The organism is Anaerolineales bacterium (assembly GCA_037382465.1).
Classification (GTDB): domain Bacteria; phylum Chloroflexota; class Anaerolineae; order Anaerolineales; family E44-bin32; genus WVZH01.
The window spans coordinates 14,321-33,037 of the sequence record JARRPX010000018.1 but is presented as its reverse complement, the minus strand read 5'-3'; the positions used below and the strand labels follow the sequence as shown (position 1 = coordinate 33,037).

General features: G+C 55.6%; 18 protein-coding genes and 2 pseudogenes. 16 read left to right on the top strand and 4 right to left on the bottom strand.

Going from position 1 to position 18,717, the window contains the following annotated elements; translation table 11 throughout:
* Nucleotides 1-597: 2-oxoacid:acceptor oxidoreductase family protein (locus P8Z34_06835; GenBank protein ID MEJ2550378.1), on the top strand; the 597-nt coding region annotated here is incomplete at its 5' end.
* A 32-nt stretch (nt 598-629) separates the two neighbouring features.
* Nucleotides 630-1,235 carry an SH3 domain-containing protein gene (locus P8Z34_06830; protein MEJ2550377.1) on the top strand — a complete coding sequence of 202 codons (606 nt, stop codon included), beginning with the start codon at nt 630-632 and terminating at the stop codon, nt 1,233-1,235.
* 81 nt (nt 1,236-1,316) lie between these two features.
* Here the strand turns inward: P8Z34_06830 and erpA are convergent, their stop codons facing one another.
* On the bottom strand, nt 1,317-1,715 hold the full coding sequence (gene erpA, locus P8Z34_06825) for an iron-sulfur cluster insertion protein ErpA (protein ID MEJ2550376.1): 399 nt from the start codon (nt 1,713-1,715) through the stop codon (nt 1,317-1,319).
* A gap of 257 nt (nt 1,716-1,972) precedes the next feature.
* Here erpA and P8Z34_06820 point away from each other — a divergent pair.
* The 12 genes and pseudogenes from P8Z34_06820 to mdh all read left to right on the top strand — a co-directional run bounded on the left by P8Z34_06820 (nt 1,973) and on the right by mdh (nt 13,315).
* Nucleotides 1,973-2,464 (top strand): annotated as a pseudogene (locus P8Z34_06820) (NADH-quinone oxidoreductase subunit B).
* A gap of 189 nt (nt 2,465-2,653) precedes the next feature.
* Entirely contained in the window at nt 2,654-4,405 is a 1,752-nt protein-coding gene (locus P8Z34_06815) for an NADH-quinone oxidoreductase subunit D (GenBank protein MEJ2550375.1), read from the top strand.
* Nucleotides 4,406-4,441: 36 nt separating this feature from the next.
* Nucleotides 4,442-5,056 carry a 4Fe-4S binding protein gene (locus tag P8Z34_06810; protein ID MEJ2550374.1) on the top strand — a complete coding sequence of 205 codons (615 nt, stop codon included), beginning with the start codon at nt 4,442-4,444 and terminating at the stop codon, nt 5,054-5,056.
* Nucleotides 5,057-5,088: 32 nt separating this feature from the next.
* Nucleotides 5,089-5,463 carry a hypothetical protein gene (locus tag P8Z34_06805; protein MEJ2550373.1) on the top strand — a complete coding sequence of 125 codons (375 nt, stop codon included), beginning with the start codon at nt 5,089-5,091 and terminating at the stop codon, nt 5,461-5,463.
* A complete protein-coding gene (locus tag P8Z34_06800; GenBank protein ID MEJ2550372.1) occupies nt 5,456-6,541 on the top strand; it encodes an Mrp/NBP35 family ATP-binding protein in 1,086 nt (361 codons plus the stop codon). Before P8Z34_06805 ends, P8Z34_06800 begins: the two co-directional genes overlap by 8 nt.
* Before the next feature lie 123 nt (nt 6,542-6,664).
* Entirely contained in the window at nt 6,665-7,576 is a 912-nt protein-coding gene (gene ricT / locus P8Z34_06795; GenBank protein MEJ2550371.1) for a regulatory iron-sulfur-containing complex subunit RicT, read from the top strand.
* 8 nt (nt 7,577-7,584) lie between these two features.
* Nucleotides 7,585-8,316 (top strand): PIG-L family deacetylase, encoded by a 732-nt coding sequence (locus P8Z34_06790; protein ID MEJ2550370.1) that lies wholly within the window; start codon nt 7,585-7,587, stop codon nt 8,314-8,316.
* A gap of 11 nt (nt 8,317-8,327) precedes the next feature.
* On the top strand, nt 8,328-9,515 hold the full coding sequence (locus P8Z34_06785) for an amidohydrolase (protein ID MEJ2550369.1): 1,188 nt from the start codon (nt 8,328-8,330) through the stop codon (nt 9,513-9,515).
* Nucleotides 9,508-10,188 carry a hypothetical protein gene (locus P8Z34_06780; protein ID MEJ2550368.1) on the top strand — a complete coding sequence of 227 codons (681 nt, stop codon included), beginning with the start codon at nt 9,508-9,510 and terminating at the stop codon, nt 10,186-10,188. Before P8Z34_06785 ends, P8Z34_06780 begins: the two co-directional genes overlap by 8 nt.
* Nucleotides 10,134-11,075, top strand: coding sequence for a helical backbone metal receptor (locus P8Z34_06775; protein ID MEJ2550367.1), 942 nt, complete (start codon nt 10,134-10,136; stop codon nt 11,073-11,075). The genes P8Z34_06780 and P8Z34_06775 overlap by 55 nt, the downstream gene beginning before the upstream one ends.
* 122 nt (nt 11,076-11,197) lie before the next feature.
* A pseudogene (selD, locus tag P8Z34_06770) lies at nt 11,198-12,274 on the top strand (selenide, water dikinase SelD).
* Between the two features lie 117 nt (nt 12,275-12,391).
* On the top strand, nt 12,392-13,315 hold the full coding sequence (gene mdh, locus P8Z34_06765) for a malate dehydrogenase (GenBank protein ID MEJ2550366.1): 924 nt from the start codon (nt 12,392-12,394) through the stop codon (nt 13,313-13,315).
* Nucleotides 13,316-13,404: 89 nt separating this feature from the next.
* Here mdh and P8Z34_06760 read toward each other — a convergent pair whose 3' ends face one another.
* The 3 genes from P8Z34_06760 to P8Z34_06750 form a co-directional block, all read right to left on the bottom strand.
* Nucleotides 13,405-14,544: a LysM peptidoglycan-binding domain-containing protein gene (locus P8Z34_06760; protein ID MEJ2550365.1), complete on the bottom strand. Its 1,140-nt coding sequence runs from the start codon at nt 14,542-14,544 to the stop codon at nt 13,405-13,407.
* A gap of 99 nt (nt 14,545-14,643) precedes the next feature.
* Entirely contained in the window at nt 14,644-15,210 is a 567-nt protein-coding gene (locus P8Z34_06755; GenBank protein MEJ2550364.1) for an HDIG domain-containing protein, read from the bottom strand.
* A 1-nt stretch (nt 15,211) separates the two neighbouring features.
* Entirely contained in the window at nt 15,212-15,859 is a 648-nt protein-coding gene (locus tag P8Z34_06750; GenBank protein ID MEJ2550363.1) for an ElyC/SanA/YdcF family protein, read from the bottom strand.
* 199 nt (nt 15,860-16,058) lie between these two features.
* On the opposite strand from P8Z34_06750, the gene P8Z34_06745 reads away from it, so the two are divergent.
* Nucleotides 16,059-16,790, top strand: a complete 732-nt coding sequence (locus P8Z34_06745; protein ID MEJ2550362.1) for an FCD domain-containing protein — start codon at nt 16,059-16,061, stop codon at nt 16,788-16,790.
* Nucleotides 16,783-18,633 carry a 2-oxoacid:acceptor oxidoreductase subunit alpha gene (locus tag P8Z34_06740; GenBank protein MEJ2550361.1) on the top strand — a complete coding sequence of 617 codons (1,851 nt, stop codon included), beginning with the start codon at nt 16,783-16,785 and terminating at the stop codon, nt 18,631-18,633. The genes P8Z34_06745 and P8Z34_06740 overlap by 8 nt, the downstream gene beginning before the upstream one ends.
* Nucleotides 18,634-18,717: the final 84 nt, after the last annotated feature.

Below are 18,717 nucleotides of genomic sequence, written 5' to 3'. Positions count from 1 at the left end.
CGTTTCCGCTCGGGGATTTTAAGTTACCTGCAGATCTCACAGAAGACGATCGAGATTCCGGAGGCTAGCATGCGGGAAGAAGTTATCATCTCCGGCTTTGGTGGACAGGGGGTGCTCTTCGCCGGTAAGCTGTTGACCTATGCGGGTTTGGAGACTGATCTTCAAGTCGTTTATGTCCCTTCCTATGGTCCGGAGATGCGAGGCGGAACCGCGCATTGTACGGTGATCCTTAGCGGCGACGAAATCGGTTCCCCGTTCATCCGCAATCCGTCCGCCGCAATCGTGATGAACATTCCTTCACTCGAGCGGTACGAACCGCTGGTGAAAACGGGTGGAATCCTGGTGGTGAACACTTCGCTGATCGATCGTGAACCGGGCAGAGAAGACATCGCTGTCATCGCGGTGCCTGCCTTACCCGCCCCGCTGGGGCCGTCGATGGCGACGACCGGGATCGGATTGGACTCGGTTGGAGAAGCTGAGGTCACGACGAAATCAGTCAACCGTTCGGCGGCGACTCCACATACGGGGGAATTTCAGCAGGCTGACCATGTGCGGGAATCCGTTTCCCGGGTTCCCGCGCACCGCGCTGTAGTATAATGCGCCGGGATGGGGCAGTTATGAGAGAGAACATGCAAATGAGAATCGTGGCCTGGATGGGGGTTGCGGCCTGCGTCTTGACCATGATGGTTTTATTCACGGGCGCTTCCGTCGGAACTGAGGCCGCCCAAGCGACGGTCGTGATTACGGTGACCGGCACACCCGAAGGGCCGATGATCGTCGTTCCGGATCTGGTCAACGTTCGTCTCGGGCCGGGGACGGAATACGATAAAATCGGCGTGCTCATCGCCGGGCAACAAGCGCCGGCGGTCGGCCGCTCGGCTGGCGGGGACTGGATCATGATCGTGTACCCCAGCCAATTCGATGAGTACGCCTGGGTATATTCGCGCTACGTGGTGCTCGATTCGAACGAGCTCCTCCCCATCATCGAACCCCCTCCGACACCGACGCCGCGCGTCACGGCGACCATCAACCCGACCTACGCAGCTCAATTCAACCTCGGAGAAGCGCCTGCGACGCGCTTGCCGACGTTTACGCCCGCACAACCCGTCGTTCAACCCACATTTGCGCCGTCCGTCGTCAACCAATCTCGTGGTGTACCCCCGATTCTGGCCATATTGGGATTGCTCGTTGTGGGCCTGTTCGGTATGGTGATTTCATTCCTGCGAAGCCGCTAGGCAATCCATAATTCATTTAAGGCGAAAAACCGCCTTATCGGGCGGTTTTTTATATTCCAGTTACTGTGTAGATCCTGCTCTTCAAGCACCTGCACAATCGTTCTCGTTGGAATTTGTTGCCCGCGAATCTCTGGTGCGGAACGAGTTTCCACAGCCACAACTCGCCACGGCGTTTGGATTCTCGATGTGGAATCCTCCGCCCATGATGTCGTCGATGTAATCGACCGTCGCCCCGGCGAGATATGGCAGCGAGTTCGGATCGATGAGGACATCGATGCCGTCAAAGTTGAAACGCACGTCGGCATCACGGACGTCCCGCTCCAAGGCCATGCCGTATTTCAGGCCAGAACATCCGCCGCCCGTGACGAATATACGCAGTGCGTGGTCTTTCAGGCCTCGTTCTGTGATCAGATTATGCACTCGATGGACGGCCGCATCCGTAAGCTGAACCGCCGTCGATTCTCGTCCCGTTTGCTCCATCGGAAACGCCTCCATCCCGTAAGGGAAAAGTTATAATAGTACTAATAGGGTCTATAATTGCATAATAGTGGTCAATGTCAAATCATTGTCGATGTAAGGGAAAAATGGCATCCCAGACGGGATCAACTCGGAGAATTAAGAACGCAATTGTGAGCTATAAAACCCGTTTGCTTGACACCTCATATCGAGGAAGTATAATTCTGGTGGCGGGGGCCTGAAGACGTGGGAGCTACAGGCCCCTGCGCGCGGAGGGATGAATGACGGAAGACATTAACAATCCCGAAATCCCCGTCCCCGAGGAACTTCAAGGGCTGGTATCAGTCACATCGCTGGACAAAATTTACAACTGGGGCCGTAAGAATTCGATCTGGCCGATGATGTTTGGCTTGGCGTGCTGCGCCATCGAAATGATCTGCGTCGCAGCCAGCCGCTACGATTTCTCGCGTTTTGGGATGGAAGTAATGCGTCCGACACCGAGGCAATCGGATCTAATGATCATCTCAGGTACGGTTACGAAGAAGATGATCCCGCAAATCGTGAGGCTCTACAATCAAATGCCGGAACCAAAATACGTAATGGCCATGGGGGCATGTGCCTCCGGTGGAGGTCCTTTCAAGGAAGGGTACAGTGTGGTTTCGGGTGTCGATAAATTCCTACCCGTGGATGTCTACGTTCCAGGCTGTCCTCCCACACCGCAGGCGCTGCTGCACGGATTGATCACCTTACAGAAGAAAATCGAACGTCAGTCGATCCGCAATGTCCGCTGGTATCGGAAGGAAGCGGTGGAACCGATTCCCATTCCGATCCTCGGTCCGGATTTGATCGATCCGCGAGATTTTCCGAAGCACGATCAGGAACGGCAACACGTGGACGTAAAAGTAAACGAGAAGAGTATCGAGCGTTGAATGACTCCAGGTGTTGGCGAGGAATCACACGATATGCTTGAAGAACGTAAGAAAGAAATATTGGACGAAATTCGAGATCGTTTTGATGGTGAGGTGCTTGCGGACGAACGCGAGGGGCACGAGGGCTTCCTCGTTGCAGCGGATCGACTGATAGAATTTGCGACCGCGGCACGAGAAGAACTCGGCTACGATTATTTATCGTCCGTCACGGGTGTGGATTATCTTCCCGATGAAAAAATGGAGGTCGTGTACCACCTTTACCGCTCGCAGGGTGGACCCGCCTTGGTCATCAAGACGCAGACGCCGCGCGAAAACCCGAGTGTACCGTCCCTGGTCCCGATATATCCAGGGGCTGATTTCCAAGAACGAGAGGCGTGGGACCTGCTGGGAATTCGTTTCGAAGGACATCCCAACCTGAAGCGGATCCTAACCTGGGAAGGTTTCCACGGTCATCCCCTCCGAAAAGACTGGCATGAGCCGTACTACGAAGAAGACCATAAACCCTTCAAGAGCCGCTGGCCTGAAGGAGACGTGATCCGCATCGAAGATCAAAATCCGTATCACAAGAACGTGCAGTATCCCGAGAATTTTTCCGCCGAGACCTGGATTCCGGAGGGTGACGCCGGGCTGTACGCGGGCCTGGCGCGCGTTCCCAAGAAGCGTAACGGCAACGGGAAGCCGCTCAAGACGGATCAAATCGTCGTCAATTTAGGACCACAGCATCCCTCGACGCACGGCGTCTTTCGCATGGTCGTTACGCTCGATGGCGAGACCATCGTCGATTTGCAGCCCGTGATGGGATATTTACATCGAAATCATGAAAAGATCGGCGAACGGAACACCTACATCATGAACATGCCGTTCACCGACAGGCTCGATTACATCTGTTCCATGAGCAACAACCTGGGATATGCACTTGCGGTGGAAAAGCTCATGGGCATCGCCGTGCCCGAACGGGCGGAGTACATCCGTGTGATGATGGCGGAGCTGACCAGGATCGTCAACCACCTGTGGGCGATCGGCTTTCTACTCAACGATCTGGGTGCATTTTTTACCCCGGCGTTGTATGCGATCAACGAGCGCGAACTCATTCTCGATGTTTTCGAGGCCGTCTCCGGCTCTCGCATGATGTGCAACTATCTGCGTTTCGGAGGTCTGGCCCGCGATCTGCAAGATGACACCTTCAATGTCGTCAAAGAGCTTGTTACGAACCGCCTGCCGCGCAAGGTCGAGGAATTGGATCTATATATAACCTCGAACGAAATCGTACGTGCGCGCGGAATCGGCGTCGGTGTGTTGACTCGGGAGCAGGCGCTTGCGTTTTCTGCGGCCGGTCCGATACTACGCGCCTCCGGTGTGGCGTACGACGTGCGCCGTGCTGATCCGTATTCGATTTACGATCGATTCGATTTCGACATACCGGTCCGCAACAACGGGGACGTGTACGACCGCTATCTAATCCGCATCGACGAGATCTGGCAGAGTCTGAAGATCCTGGAGCAGGTCATCCGCGATATCCCGCAGGGTGAGATTCAAACCGGAAAATCCCCATACCAGGTGCGTGTACCGCAGGGGGACTCCTACGGTCGAGTGGAAAATCCGAAGGGCGAATTGGGTTTCTATGTCGTGTCCGACGGAAAACCCAATCCCTGGCGTTATCACGTTCGAGCGCCGTCGTTCATCAATTTGACCGCGTTGGGCGAGATGTGCAAAGGACAAAAGGTGGCAGACGTGGTCGCCGTTTTAGGTTCGATCGACATCGTCCTGGGTGAAACAGATCGATAGTGATGCGTTTGTGTTTGAAAGGGTGGTGGAATCTGAATGGTTGGTGAGGGGTTGATTAAAGGGCTTTACGTTACATTGAAGCACTTTATCGGTACGTACATCGACGACATTCGCTGGCTTGGCAGGCGTTACTACCGGGACGAAGCGATACAAATCCGGCAGAGTCCCAAGGCGCGGGGCGTTTTCACCGTTCAGTACCCGGAAGAGAAACTGCCTCTTCCGGAGGAATTTCGATACATTCCCTTCCTGGTGTATGAGGAAGCGGAAGATGGAACGATCGAGGACCGATGCACGTCGTGCGGCATTTGCGCCAAAGTGTGTCCGCCGCAATGTATCTGGATCGAACGTTCGAACGATCCGGAGACAGGACGGCCGATACCTGCGCCGACAAATTTCTACATCGATATCGATAACTGCATTAACTGTGGCCTGTGTGCGGAGTTTTGCCCGTTCGATGCGATGAAGATGGGTCACGATTATGAACTCGCTTCCTACAATCGCCTGGAAAATCATATCTACGATAAGAAGCGCTTGTCGCGGCCTGTCGAGTACTACCGTTCGATCCGCCCTTCGGACTACGCCATCGAAGAGACAGCTCGTGCAGAAAAGGAAGCTGCCAAAACTGCCAGAAGGCGCGGAGGTTCTTCGTAAGACCCTCATTTACAGAACGGATAGGATGATTCGTGTACCAAAGTGACACCGAGATCATTTACCCGATGCGGGTGACGCCGCATTTGCGCAATCTGCGCGGAGAGTCTTGGCGGGATCTCATCGATCAAGTCCTGGCAAGTCCCGAGGCATCGATCGATCATCTGGCGTTCAGTTTGCTCATCGTACGCATGTGCAACTGCCTCAATTGCCACACGAATTCGTATCGGGCGTTACGCGGCTGCACGACCTGTGCGAAACACGCCGTACGGCGTTATCGGGAGACCGATTCGAGTTTGCTTCAGTGTTACGATCGAGCCTATCACGACGTGAGTGAATTCATGCAAGGCGCAGCGCCGATCGTCGACGAGGTGTACGAATCATCGTTTGGAGATACTCAAAATGGCTAATCAGACCAAGGTGACCGAAGAGAAGGTATTGGCTGCGTTGGGTGGAGTAATCGACCCGGAATTAAACCAGGATCTCGTCAGCCTGGACATGATTAAGGATTTAAAGATCGACGGCGGCAAGGTCCGCTTCCGGATACAGTTGACCACCCCTGCATGTCCGCTGCAAGACCACATCGAAGCGAGCGCGCGCAGCGCCGTCGAAGCCATCCCGGGCGTTTCGGCGGTGGAAATTGAATTCGGTGCCAGTGTGCCCTCGGACCGCCGCATTAAGGAAAAAGGTATCCAGACGATGCGAAATACGATTGCCATTGCTTCGGGCAAGGGCGGGGTGGGAAAGACAACCGTTGCCGTGAACGTCGCCGTTGCATTGGCAAAATCGGGCGCCAAGGTCGGCTTGCTCGATGCGGATATCTATGGACCCAACGTACCGACGATGATGGGGTTGGATGCGATGCCCGCGCCGCAAGGCGGAAAAATGATCCCCGCCGAATCGTACGGCGTGAAAGTGATGTCGATCGGATTTCTCGTCCGGCCCGACCAGCCGATCATCTGGCGCGGCCCGATGCTCCACAGCGCGATCCAGCAGTTCATCAACGACGTCGCTTGGGGTGATCTCGATTACCTTATCGTAGATTTGCCTCCAGGGACGGGGGATGCGCAGTTGAGTCTCGCTCAATCGGTACCTCTCTCCGGCGGCGTGATCGTTACGCTGCCGCAGAACGTGTCCCTGGAAGACGCACGGCGCGGGTTGGAGATGTTCCGCACCATGGATGTCCCGATTTTGGGCGTCGTCGAAAACATGAGCTACCTCGAACTCCCGGACGGACAACGCGTGGATGTCTTCGGACATGGTGGAGGAAAGAAACTCGCCGGCGAGACGGGGGTTGAATTGATCGGTGAAATTCCGATGGATGCGATCGTTCGTGAATCGGGCGACACGGGCAAACCGGTCGTGTTGGATCGTCCGGAATCTGCCGTGGCGCAAGCACTGGTTGCCATCGCTGAGAAGATCGCCGCCAAGATCAGCCAGCTTGCGATGGATAAGAAACAAAACATACCGTTGGAGATCATCGATTGATCTTGCTTAAGAATCGAAAGTAGAATGTGGGCGAGGTAGGATTAAATTAATTGCAATCAAATTCGGATAGTGGTAGAAGTATGATCGACAGCGAGGGAGAGGGAACAATCGTAAAGGTTGGCTATGGCGAAAAGAGAATCCACGAGTAAAGTCGTGGGGGTGCGATTTAATGAACTCGGTAAGTTGTATCACTTCGATGCGAGTAACGTGCCGGATGTAAAGCCCGGTGATTATGTCATCGTATCGACCAGCCGCGGCCGTGAATTGGGCCAGGTCGTGAACCGGCCGGAGAAACCGCCCAGGCCCTCCGAGGGTTCCTGGAAGAAGGTGGAGAGAAGCGCCTCAGCGCGGGAACTCGTCATGCAGCGGATCTGGCAAAAACGAGAGCAGGAAGTGCTGGATACGTGCCGCGCGGAGGTCGAGCAATTGGGATTGGAGGGGGTCAAAATCCCCAAGGCGGAGTATTCCTATGATGGATCGCGCTTGACGTTTTTCTATCACATCGAGGGTGATGAGAAGATCGATCTGAAGAAACTGCATTCCAACTTGCGGAAAGCCTATCGCGGCACCCGTATCGAGCTGCGTCAAATCGGTCCACGTGACATGGCCAAGATTCTCGGCGGCCTGGGCGCTTGTGGATTGGAAACCCGTTGCTGTTCGCTGTACATGACGGAGTTCAGCCCCATTTCCATTCGTATGGCGAAGGCGCAGAGTATTTCACTCAACCCCGAAGAAATCACAGGCATGTGCGGCAGATTGCGCTGCTGCTTGCTGTATGAATACAAGCTGTATGTTGAAGCGAGGAAGAATCTCCCAAAACGCAAGAAACGCGTGTTGACCCCGATGGGAGAGGGAAAAGTGATCGACGTGCTGGCCTTAAAAAAGGCGGTCATCGTTCAAATGGAAGATGGGCGTAACGTCGAGTTCTCAGCGGATGAAATCGAACCCTATGAAGAACTGAAGAATCTCGAGGCGAAAGCCCAACAATCGTGCAAGAAAAATGAGAACGGCGGCTGCGATTGTGTAGAGAATTAAGGACAGACATGGACGATCAGATTAACGACCACGATCATAATATCCGGGTCCTCGTGATGTTGGCACATCCTGACGATCCGGAATTTTTCTGTGGCGGCACAATCGCTCGCTGGACCTCGCTGGGGTGGGACGTGAGCTACCTCTTGTTCACGCGTGGTGATAAAGGCAACGACGAGGTGGGCACGGATTCGAAGGCGCTCGCCGAACTGCGCATGAAAGAACAACGGGCAGCGGCAAAAATCCTGGGGGTAAACGAAGTAGAATTTCTCGATTATCCTGACGGATATCTCGTACCGGATATCCAATTGCGCAAGGATTTGGTGCGTGCCATTCGTATCAAACGCCCAAGCATTGTGGTCACTTGCGATCCGACGAATTACTTTCCCGGCGCACGCTACATCAATCATCCCGACCATCGCGCGGCGGGCCAGGCTACCATCGACGCCGTGTTCCCGGCGGCGGGTTCAGGACTCTACTTCACCGAGATGTTGGATACGGAAGGGGTGGAACCGCACAAGGTCGAGCAAGTATACGTATCCATGGCGCAACACCCCAATACGGTGATCGACGTCACTCGTTTCGTCGACCTGAAAATAAAGGCACTGCAAGAGCACAAAAGTCAGATCAAGGACATGGAGCAATTGGCACATAGAATTCGTGAGCGCATGCTGGATCGGGACAGTCCGCCCGAAGTACCGCGATACATCGAAACGTTCAACCGCATCGACTTGAGGCGTTAGGAAAGAAGGCGTTGGATTACTCTGCGTTCGCCAAACATGCCAGATCACTGAAGAACGACACGGTTGCACGGCGGCGTGACCTTCATCGTCATCCGGAATTGGGATTCGAGGAGAAGCGCACGGCGAAGATCGTCGCCGCTGTGATGAATGAGCTCGATCTGCAGGTGCGTACGGAAGTGGCTCAAACTGGGGTGATAGCGCTGCTGGAAGGTTCACGATCGGGCCCGGTCGTTCTGATGCGTTTCGACATGGATGCCCTGCCCATCCAGGAGGCGAACGACGTTCCCTATGCATCCACGGTTCCCGGCGTGATGCATGCCTGTGGGCACGACGGACATACGGCCGTTGGAATTACGGTCGCCCGGATGCTTGCCGAAAGGCGTGATCAGTTGGCCGGGAAGGTCAAGTTCGTGTTCCAGCCCGCTGAAGAAGGCCTCGGCGGCGCCGAGGGCATGGTTCGCGAGGGGGCGTTGGCCGATCCGGAGCCGGATTATGCACTTGCGTTTCACTTGTGGAATGAAAGACCCGTGGGATGGATCGGCCTCACGCCGGGACCGGTCATGGCGGGAGCGGAATTATTCGAAATCAGCATAACGGGCAAAGGTGGGCATGGCGCCATCCCTCACGAGGCGGTCGATCCGGTTCTGGCAGCCGCGCAGGTGGTTACCGCTTTGCAATCCGTCGTTTCGAGAAACGTCGATCCTCTCGAATCGGCGGTCGTCAGTGTAACGCAGGTACAAGCTGGCGAGACTTTCAATGTGATCCCCGAACAAGTGCAGCTCCGCGGCACAATTCGCACATTTGTCCCGGAAGTGCGTAAGATGGTTCTACGCCGCGTGGAGGAGATCGTCAATGGCGTTTCGGCTTCGATGGGCTGTACGGCGAACGTCGATATGCAACAGCTCACCCCGCCGGTGGTCAACGACGCAGAACTGACCGACAAAGTGGCGACCCTGGCCGCAAGTATGTTTCCCAAGGCAACCTTGTGTGAAACTGAAGTGTCGATGACTTCCGAGGATATGGCTTTCATGATGCAGACGATTCCGGGCTGTTACATGCTTATGGGTAGCAACAATCGAAAGAAGGGTCTTTGCGAATCGCATCACAATCCTCGCTTCGATTTTGACGAGGCCGTTCTACCTCGAGCGGCCGCGTTGCTTGCAGCGGCTGCATGGTCGTTGTTGAATGAAAATGAGTGAAACCCTTCCCGCTTTCCGAAAACCCGATTCCAAAGGCTGGCTGGTGCTCAGCAACAGCATTCCCAGCTTGGGAGATGAAACACCCATGTTGATGGAACGCATGCTGGCGCTTATCGATCTGTCCTACCCGCCGCTTTGCCTGTCGTTGGGTTCGGACGATTTCGAAGCGGTAGGTGAATTCCTCGATGACTATGAGACGCTGACCGGCGTGGAGGTGACGGTCGTCGATTTGTGGGACCTCAGCTACGAGGAAACGATTGCGGCCGTATCGCAAGCGGGATTCGTGATCCTCACCGGTGGGTTGGCTCTGGATTGGGTTGCTCAAATCGATCCCTCGGGTTCAGGGAATTCTGCAGCCGATTTCTTCCGCCAGGACCGCATGATCATGGCGCTGGGGCCGGTTGTCGCGAGCCTGGGTTCCTGGGTGTTTTCTCCGCTGGATGGCGACATTAAGCCGGGATTGGATTGGATACCTAATGCGGTCGTACTGCCTGACGAGTCGGCGCCCATGGAAGACGATCGAATTCGAGCGCTGCTCGCCGGACGCGAGCGCGCCTTCGCTGTTGGTTTGCCGCTCGATGCGATCTTCGCCCTCGGTCCACAAGGAGACGTTGAAGTGTGGAGCGCGATGAAACCCGTGATCGCCCTGGGAAAAGGCTGGGTCGAGGCATGAATCATCCGGATTTCATTCAACCTCCGGATCTCTCCGGGGTACCCGCTCGCGTCGTGAGCCTTGTGCCGTCCCTTACGGAAAGCATGATCGACCTTGGCATCGGTGACAGGCTGGTCGGCGCGACCGATCATTGCCCTCTGACGGATGCCATCGCTGCGGACGTCACTCGCGTTGGCGGCATCCTGGATAGTGCGGTGGAAACTATAGCGGCACTGAAACCGGATTTGGTGATCGCCGGCCGGGAAGAAAACGAAAAATCGACGATCGAAGATTTACGAGCGGTTGGAATACCCGTGTGGTTGACATTCCCGCGTTCTGTGGAAGACGCGATTAAAATCCTTTGGGCAATGGTGCGCTTGTTTAATATCGAACAGGAGAATCGAGAGCGGCTTCGCTCGATCGAGATGTCATTGGATTGGGTATCGCGCGCCTCCTGGGATGAACCGTCCGCCCGTGTGTTCTGTCCGATCTGGCGGGAGCAAACCGATTCCGTGGGAACCTGGTGGATGACTTTTAACTGGGATACGTACTGCCATAACGTTTTGCGGATCTGCGGCGGACTGAATGTGTTCGGAGACCGCGAACGACGTTATCCCTTGCTGGCGGACTTGGGGCAAGCCGAGCCAGAAGAGCCGGGAGAGCGCGATACTCGCTATCCGCGCGTTCTGCCAGCTGAGGTGGCCGAACGGGCTCCGGAATTGATCTTGATCCCCAATGAGCCGTATGATTTCTCAAAGCCCGACGTAGATGAGTTGAAGGAATTATTGGCCGATACTCCTGCGGTTCGAAGCCACCGCGTCGTCGCGGTCGACGGACGTTTGATTACCTGGCACGGAACGCGGCTGGCGAAAGCGTTGGCGGAACTGCCTAATATCCTCGGACAATAAACCGACACACACTGGGAAAACGCCATGTTGACATCACCACCCCCAACGCCTAAAATTCAGACTGATGAACTCCATATCAGCTCGTCTGTAATCCCGATTTCAGGAAAGGCCAATCTTTATTGATGACGGACGAAGAGCGCGTCGGGGAACGTGGAAGTTCTGGTCGCCAGATTCGGCTGACCAGTCTTTCTTCCTGCGCGGGTTGAGCGTCTAAGCTAAACGCGGAGACGCTCGCGCAGGTTCTGCGCCCACTACAGGAAATATTCCGCGCCGAGGAATACCCGGATTTGATCATCGGTCTGGGTATGCCGGACGACGCGGCCGTATGGCGTCTGGATGAAGAAAGAATGTTGGTCGTCACGACGGACTTCTTCACTCCGGTGGTCGATGACGCTTACGATTACGGCGCGATTGCTGCTGCGAACGCGCTGTCTGACCTTTTTGCGATGGGTGCGGATCCAATCCTGGCTTTAAACATTTCCGCCTTCCCGGCGGATCTGGATCTAGAGGTAATATCCGATATTTTACGCGGCGGGGCGGAAAAGGTCCGCGAATCGGGCGCCGTGATCGCGGGTGGACACAGCATCCAGGATCGTGAACCGAAGTACGGTCTCGTAGCGATCGGAATTGCCAGGGAACGCGAATTGATGACAAAGTCCAACGCAAGAAGTGGGGACGTCCTCGTGCTGACGAAACCGCTTGGCATGGGGGTGACCACGACGGCGTTGAAGAATGGCCACGCCGAAGCGCAGGACGTGGATCAAGCCACGTTGTGGATGTCACGTTTGAACGGACCAGCATCAGTTTTGGCCAGGAAATTTGGCGTCACGGCAGCGACCGACGTGACGGGCTACAGTCTGCTCGGACACAGTGTGGAAATTGCCGAGGCGTCAGGTGTAGCTTTACGCTTCTATTTGCCAGGGATCCCGTTTTTAGCCAACGCCAGATCGTATGCCGAAGCGTGGAGTTTCCCCGGTGGCAGCATCGACAACCGTGCCTATTTCGGGAAGCGTGTGACGTTCGCGGATTCGATCGACGAGGAAAGCCGCATGCTTTTATTCGACGCACAGACTTCCGGCGGACTGATTTTGTGCGTCCCAAGGGCCAGCTTGAACGCGTTTCTTTCCAGTGGGCAAGAAAAAGGATTGCCTCTTTGGGTTGTCGGTCAGGTCGAGGAAGGGGAGGGGGTTCACGTAGAAGACACAGCGTTCGAACTTGCAGGCATCGATCAGCATACAGACCGGCTGTGGTTTGCTTCCTCGATTGGATAAAATAGGTAGTAGACAGGTCGTTTGTGACGATATTCTGGAGGTGAGATGGCGAAAGTGACGATCGTAGGCGCAGGACATACCGGTGCAACGACGGCCCATTGGCTTGCCGAGCGAGAGATCGCAGACATCGTCATGATCGATATCGTTGAGGGTGTACCGCAGGGAAAAGCGCTCGATCTGATGGAGGCGCTGCCGGTAATTGGATCGGATGTGCACGTCGTCGGTTCGAATAGCTATGCGGAGTCAGCCGATTCTGACGTTGTCGTGATCACCGCAGGTTTGCCGAGAAAACCGGGCATGAGCCGCGACGATCTCCTGGCAGCCAATGCAAAAATCGTTTCCAGCGCCGTGGAGAGTTCGGTCGCAGTCTCTCCGGATGCGATCTATATCATCCTCACCAATCCCTTGGATGCGATGAGTTATCTGGCCATGAAAAAAAGCGGCCTGCCGTGCGAACGGATAGTCGGCCAAGCGGGCATACTCGATTCGGCGCGCATGCGGGCGTTCGTGGCCATGGAACTGGAAGTCAGCGTGAAGAACGTGCACTGCTACGTTCTCGGCGGGCATGGGGATGACATGCTGCCGCTCACCCATCATTCCAACGTCGCGGGTGTTCCCCTGGATAAGATCTTGAAACCCAAGCGACTGAAAGCCATCATCGAACGGACTCGAAAAGGCGGTGGGGAGATCGTTTCTCTACTGAAAACCGGCAGCGCTTTCTACGCTCCTTCTGCAGCCCTGGCGCAAATGGTCGAAGCCATCCTGCTCGATCGAAAAAAGATCGTTCCTGCCTCCGCCTACCTGAATGGGGAGTACGGGCAATCCGGAATCTTCTTCGGCGTACCCGTCAAACTCGGGAAAAATGGTGTCGAGCAAATCATCGAGTATGATTTGAATAAAACGGAACTGCGCGCGCTGGAAGCATCGGCAGATCGCGTACGCAAAACGATCGAGGCGCTCCCATTGTAGCGGGTATATCGAATCTGCGATTGGGAGCAAATGGAAAATAAAAAGGCGGGTAATAACCCGCCTTCTGTTTTATTCGTCGGATCTTCTGCTTACGGCGCTGGTGTGGCTTCCACCGCGGCCCCCGACCAGGTGAATACACGTTTCAGGCTTTCGGCGCCGCCTGATTCGTAAATCGGCTCGCCTTCTTCCGTCAGTCCGACTTGCCGCACCACTCGCACGGACCAACGCATGATGTGCGGGAGCTCCTCCTGCGGGCGGAAAGAAGAAGGCACGATGTATTTCGTGTCGCTTACGTAGCCGACGATACGTCGAGTTCCCGATCCCTCGGTGATATCCACCACGGTGACTTCGTAAAGTTCATTCTCGCGTAGAACGCCGACGGATGCCCATTGCAGGGTAATCGTATCGTTTGCCAACGTAAAGGCTGCACCATCTTGCGGAAGGAGCAGATTCGCCGCCGGATGAGGGGGCGGTGGTGTGGCGGTTGGAGAAGGTCCGGGTGTGGGCAGGCGTTCGCAAAGGGGGATGATGAGAATTTGTCCGAGGAAGACGGTTTCGTTGTTCAGCCCGTTGTAATCCAGAATTGCGCGGACATCTACGTTGTAATTCTGCGCAATGCCGCTGAGAGTGTCGTTGGCTTCGACGGTGTAGGTGATCGTTTCGCAGGCCGCCCGAGTGGCTTCCTCCGGCGGCAGCGTCGATGTAGGTTCCGGAGAAGCCGTTGGAGTCGGCTGCGGGATGTTGATTTTTTGGCCGACGGAGAGGATGCAATCCGCCGTCAAGCCCGGATTGGACTGGAGGATGGATTGGATCGAAATGTCATACCGTACGGCAATGGCAATGCAGGTATCGTTGGCAATTACGGTGTATTCGAGCGTCGGCAGTGCCGTCGGTGGCGGCGCAACCGTGTCCGTTGGGGATGCTTGCAGCGTCGCCGTCACCGTGGGTGTATCCGTCGGGGTGCTTACCGGTTCTTCGCCCGGTGCCGATCCAACCAACCGTGTGGCGGCGAAGGTCAGGCCGGCAGCGAGGAAGGTAAAAATCGCCAGTAAACCAATCGCACGCGGTAGAGAAAGCGTGACCTGGGATCCGCCGGAAAATCGCTGCCCGCCTTCGGAGCCGACGGGTGTGCCGCAAACGACACAGCGCGTGGCATTCGGGCCCAGCTTACTCCCGCAGATTCGACAGATCGTTGGTTCAGTGGACGTAGCTTCAGGTGATTTGGTCATTGGCTCGTTCGTTTATCGTTCCTGATCTAGGATCGTGGCATTATACCAGCAGCGGTGCAAGACCCCAAGGCGCAATATTTCGACGATTAACCCACGATTTCACTGCTCTTCACCAGCAAGGCCGAGGTCAGGAGCGATCGCCTGCATCGATTCGAGAACGTTCTGTACGTGATCCCATAAATCCACCCCGAGTTCTTCGGCGGCGGAGGCGATCTCCTCGCGATCGACGTTGGCGGCGAAGCGCTGATCCTTCCATTTCTTACGCACAGAGGAAACTTTAACGTCGAGGATCGATTTGGACGGACGCACGAGAGCGACCGCCGTGATGAGACCGGCAATCTCGTCACATGCATGGAGTGCGCGATCCATCATCGTCTCCCGCGGCACGCCCGTGTGATCTGCGTGACTGAGGACACAGCGGACGATGCGTTCAGGGACGCCATTTTGACGCAGGATCGGCGCACCGTCTTGGGGATGCGAATCCAGGTCTGGATGAATTTCCCAATCGAAGTCGTGCAGCAAGCCCGCCAGTCCCCATTCCTGTGGGTCGCCATCCATGCGCAAGGCATAATCTCGCATGGCAGCTTCCACCGCGTACATGTGGCGCCGGAGGGATTGATTCTTTACGTATTGGTGGAGCAAATTCAACGCCTGCTGACGTTCCATCTCAACTGCAATTCGGCTCCTGAGGGCTCAGCTCCGCCGGTTCTTTGTCATCTACGGAATGATGTCGATATACGTCCCAGAAGGCTCGCAAACTGGCAGGTATCTCCCGTAGGTTCCATATAAAGCTCGAACGATAGGGGCGCAGGTCGGCAGGAACGCCGATCGCGTCAACGTTGTGCGCTTCGCAAAGCGCCATCGCCCTCGGCAGATGAAACCGCTGCGTGATGATGAGCGCCTGGTCTACGCCAAAAATTTTGGACGCGCGCAGACAAGTCTCGAATGTGCGAATTCCTTCTCGATCGACGAGGATGTCCTCATCCGGCACGCCGAGTTTCAAGGCCAGTGAGCGCATGGCTTGCGGTTCATCCTTGCCGGCGGATGACGACCCGCTCATGAGGATTTTACCTGTCTTTCCCGACCGATACAGCGTAACGGCGGTTCGTACGCGATCCGCCAGTACGGTCGTCGGCCTGCCGTCTCGTCTCAAGCCTGCACCAAGAACGATGGCGATCGGCCGCGCAGGTACTTCTTGCGGGTCGAGGATGCGATCGGCGTAGCGATGCCGGAGCAGCCAACGCGGCAGGAGCAGCATCAGCACGGTCGCTCCGAATAAAATGCAGATACGCAGTATCGGGATAATTCGACTCAAAAGCATCACCGCATTTTACCAGAATGGTCATTCCCATGGGGCATTCGTGAACAGCGCGCCGCGAGACTGACACAGCGCGAAACCTGCAGGCCTGGCCTGGTTTGACATGCCAATGTCCGTGCGATAGACTTTAAAAGATCGGATTTGTAATATATGTCAGATGATTATGCAGCGATCAAGGTATATCATGGATGATACGATGCAATCCGAGTTTCTTACGTACCTCGCAGGCTTGAACGCGCCGCCCGGCCAGAGGCTTCCACCAATCAAGAAAATCGCTGCTAAGCTTGGGATCAGTAGAAGCAAACTTCGTGAACAACTCGAGGTCGCGCGCATCCTGGGTTTCGTCGAGGTACGGCCAAAAACCGGAACACGAACGCAGGCTTTTTCTTTGCTGCCGACTTTGATCACCGGGCTGCAATTTGGTATGGAAGCCGATAATGGGCTGTTCGATTCGCTGGGTATGCTGCGCAACCATCTGGAAGCAGGCTTTTGGCACGAAGCCGTGCGATTGCTGCATGATGAAGACAAAGAGCGGCTGCAGGAGTTGGTCGACCGGGCATGGCAGCGCCTGAAAAGTACGCCGATACAGATTCCCCACAGCGAGCACCGCCAGCTCCATCTCACGGTTTACTCGCGGCTCGACAATCCCATTTTACAGGCTGTTTTAGAGGCTTATTGGTTTTTTTACGAGCGGATTGGTTATCAACGATACAGCGATTACGATTACTTGCATCGTGTATGGGAATATCACGAGAAGATGGTAGATGCGATCATAACGGGTGATTACGAAAGTGGGTACCAGGCACTTGTGCAGCACATCGGTCTACTGCAGCAATCTTTGGAAATGGACAACTATCAACCGGCAATCGAGAGTGGGGCGGAAATCGATTCGTTCGTCGGAACGATGGGAGTGACTCCTTATGAGTAAATCTCAAGTAAAGCAGAAGGAAGCGGCAGGTGAAGCGGAAGCGCAGCGGCCGATCGTCAACGACTTCACGCTGGTCGTTGCCACGGTGAACGGATCGGGCAGCCAGACATCGAACCTGGCGCTCGTACGGGCTTTTTTCCGTATGGGCATACCGGTTTGTGGGAAGAATCTTTTCCCATCCAACATCCAGGGTTTGCCGACGTGGTACACCATTCGTGTCAATGCAAAGGGCTACACGGCAAACAAACTGAAAGCCGACCTGCTCGTCGCCATGAACATGGCGACGTTTCGCGATGATCTACAAGATTTGAAGCAGGGTGGTGTTTGTTTCTATGACGATCGTTTGGCTGAACCGGCGGATCGCCCGGACGTCATCTTCTACCCCATACCGCTTCGAGATCTCGTAAACGAAGCAGACCCTCCGAAACAGTTGCGTGAATACGTAGCCAACATGGCCTATGTAGGTGTGCTGACTGAAATTCTGCAGATCGACAACGAAGAGATCCGCAGCGCTTTGGATACCCATTTCGGCGGTCGGGAGACGTCCGTCGCATTGAACATGAAAATGATCGACCTGGCGGCATCGTGGGCGCGTGACAACCTGCCCAAGCGCGATCCCTATCGCGTCGAACGGATGCCGAGAGACGAAGAACACCTCCTGGTCGATGGCAATACGGCAGCCGCATTGGGCGCGATTTACGGCGGTGTGACCGTTGCGTCCTGGTATCCGATCACACCGGCATCCAGTCTCGCGGAGACGCTCGAGTATTACTTGCCTCATCTGCGAAGCGATCCCGAGACGGGAAAAGCCACATACGCCGTGGTCCAGGCCGAGGATGAACTCGCCGCAATCGGGATGGCCGTCGGTGCGGGATGGGTCGGCGCCCGAGCCATGACCTCGACGTCCGGGCCCGGAATTTCGCTCATGTCCGAATTCGCCGGCCTGGCCTTCATCGCCGAAATTCCGATCGTAATCTGGGACGTACAGCGTATGGGTCCCAGCACGGGCCTGCCCACACGCACCTCGCAAGGTGACGTGCTCATTCTGCGTTTTCTCAGTCACGGCGACACTCGTCACACGCTGCTCATCCCCGCTGCGCCGCACGAGTGCTTCGAGTTCGGCTGGCGTGCTTTCGACCTGGCCGAACGATTCCAGACGCCAGTCTTCGTACTCAGCGATCTGGATCTGGGCATGAATCAGTGGGTTTCGAAGCCATTCCAGTATCCCGATGTGGATATGGATCGCGGCAAGGTGTTGTCCGCCGAAGACCTGGAAAAGCTGGGAGATTTTGGCCGTTATCGTGACATCGATGGCGATGGCATCGCGCCACGCACGCTTCCGGGAACGGATCATCCCCTGGCGGCGTTCTTCACCCGAGGTACGGGTCACGACGAGCGGGCGATTTACAGCGAAAAGGCGCAAGATTGGGACGCCAACATCGAACGGCTTTGGCGAAAGTTGGAGAACGTCCGTGATGCGCTGCCTGCTCCCGTGGTGCAGCGAATGGATCATGCCGATGTGGGGATCATCGCTTTCGGATCGACGGATCCGGCCATCCTCGAAGCACGCGAATACCTATCGGATGAAGGCCTGGCGACGGATTATTTACGCATCCGCGCGATTCCCTTCTCCGAAACCGTGGAAGATTTTATACAGGAACACGAGGTCGTGTACGTTGTTGAAATGAACACGGATGGCCAGATGCATCAACTGCTGCAACTCGAGTGGCCTGCACTGGCGACGAAGCTGGTTTCCCTGACCAAGAACAACGGCGTGCCGCTCGATGCGGATTGGACTTTCGAGGCAGTTCGAAGCGCAGAGGAACAACGACATGAAAGATAATGGCAACGGAAGAGCTAAGAAAAAAGTAAACGAGATCGGCCTTTCGAGATCGGATTACAAGGGTCGGCCGACTACTTTATGCCA

Coding starts and splice junctions, on each gene's coding strand:
- P8Z34_06740 (MEJ2550361.1), top strand. CDS start 16,783: ATGAGTAAATCTCAAGTAAAGCAGAAGGAAGCGGCAGGTGAAGCGGAA.
- ricT (MEJ2550371.1), top strand. CDS start 6,665: ATGGCGAAAAGAGAATCCACGAGTAAAGTCGTGGGGGTGCGATTTAAT.
- P8Z34_06800 (MEJ2550372.1), top strand. CDS start 5,456: ATGGCTAATCAGACCAAGGTGACCGAAGAGAAGGTATTGGCTGCGTTG.
- P8Z34_06830 (MEJ2550377.1), top strand. CDS start 630: ATGCAAATGAGAATCGTGGCCTGGATGGGGGTTGCGGCCTGCGTCTTG.
- P8Z34_06780 (MEJ2550368.1), top strand. CDS start 9,508: ATGAGTGAAACCCTTCCCGCTTTCCGAAAACCCGATTCCAAAGGCTGG.
- erpA (MEJ2550376.1), bottom strand. CDS start 1,715: ATGGAGCAAACGGGACGAGAATCGACGGCGGTTCAGCTTACGGATGCG.
- P8Z34_06745 (MEJ2550362.1), top strand. CDS start 16,059: ATGCAATCCGAGTTTCTTACGTACCTCGCAGGCTTGAACGCGCCGCCC.
- mdh (MEJ2550366.1), top strand. CDS start 12,392: ATGGCGAAAGTGACGATCGTAGGCGCAGGACATACCGGTGCAACGACG.
- P8Z34_06760 (MEJ2550365.1), bottom strand. CDS start 14,544: ATGACCAAATCACCTGAAGCTACGTCCACTGAACCAACGATCTGTCGA.
- P8Z34_06755 (MEJ2550364.1), bottom strand. CDS start 15,210: ATGGAACGTCAGCAGGCGTTGAATTTGCTCCACCAATACGTAAAGAAT.
- P8Z34_06790 (MEJ2550370.1), top strand. CDS start 7,585: ATGGACGATCAGATTAACGACCACGATCATAATATCCGGGTCCTCGTG.
- P8Z34_06815 (MEJ2550375.1), top strand. CDS start 2,654: ATGCTTGAAGAACGTAAGAAAGAAATATTGGACGAAATTCGAGATCGT.
- P8Z34_06810 (MEJ2550374.1), top strand. CDS start 4,442: ATGGTTGGTGAGGGGTTGATTAAAGGGCTTTACGTTACATTGAAGCAC.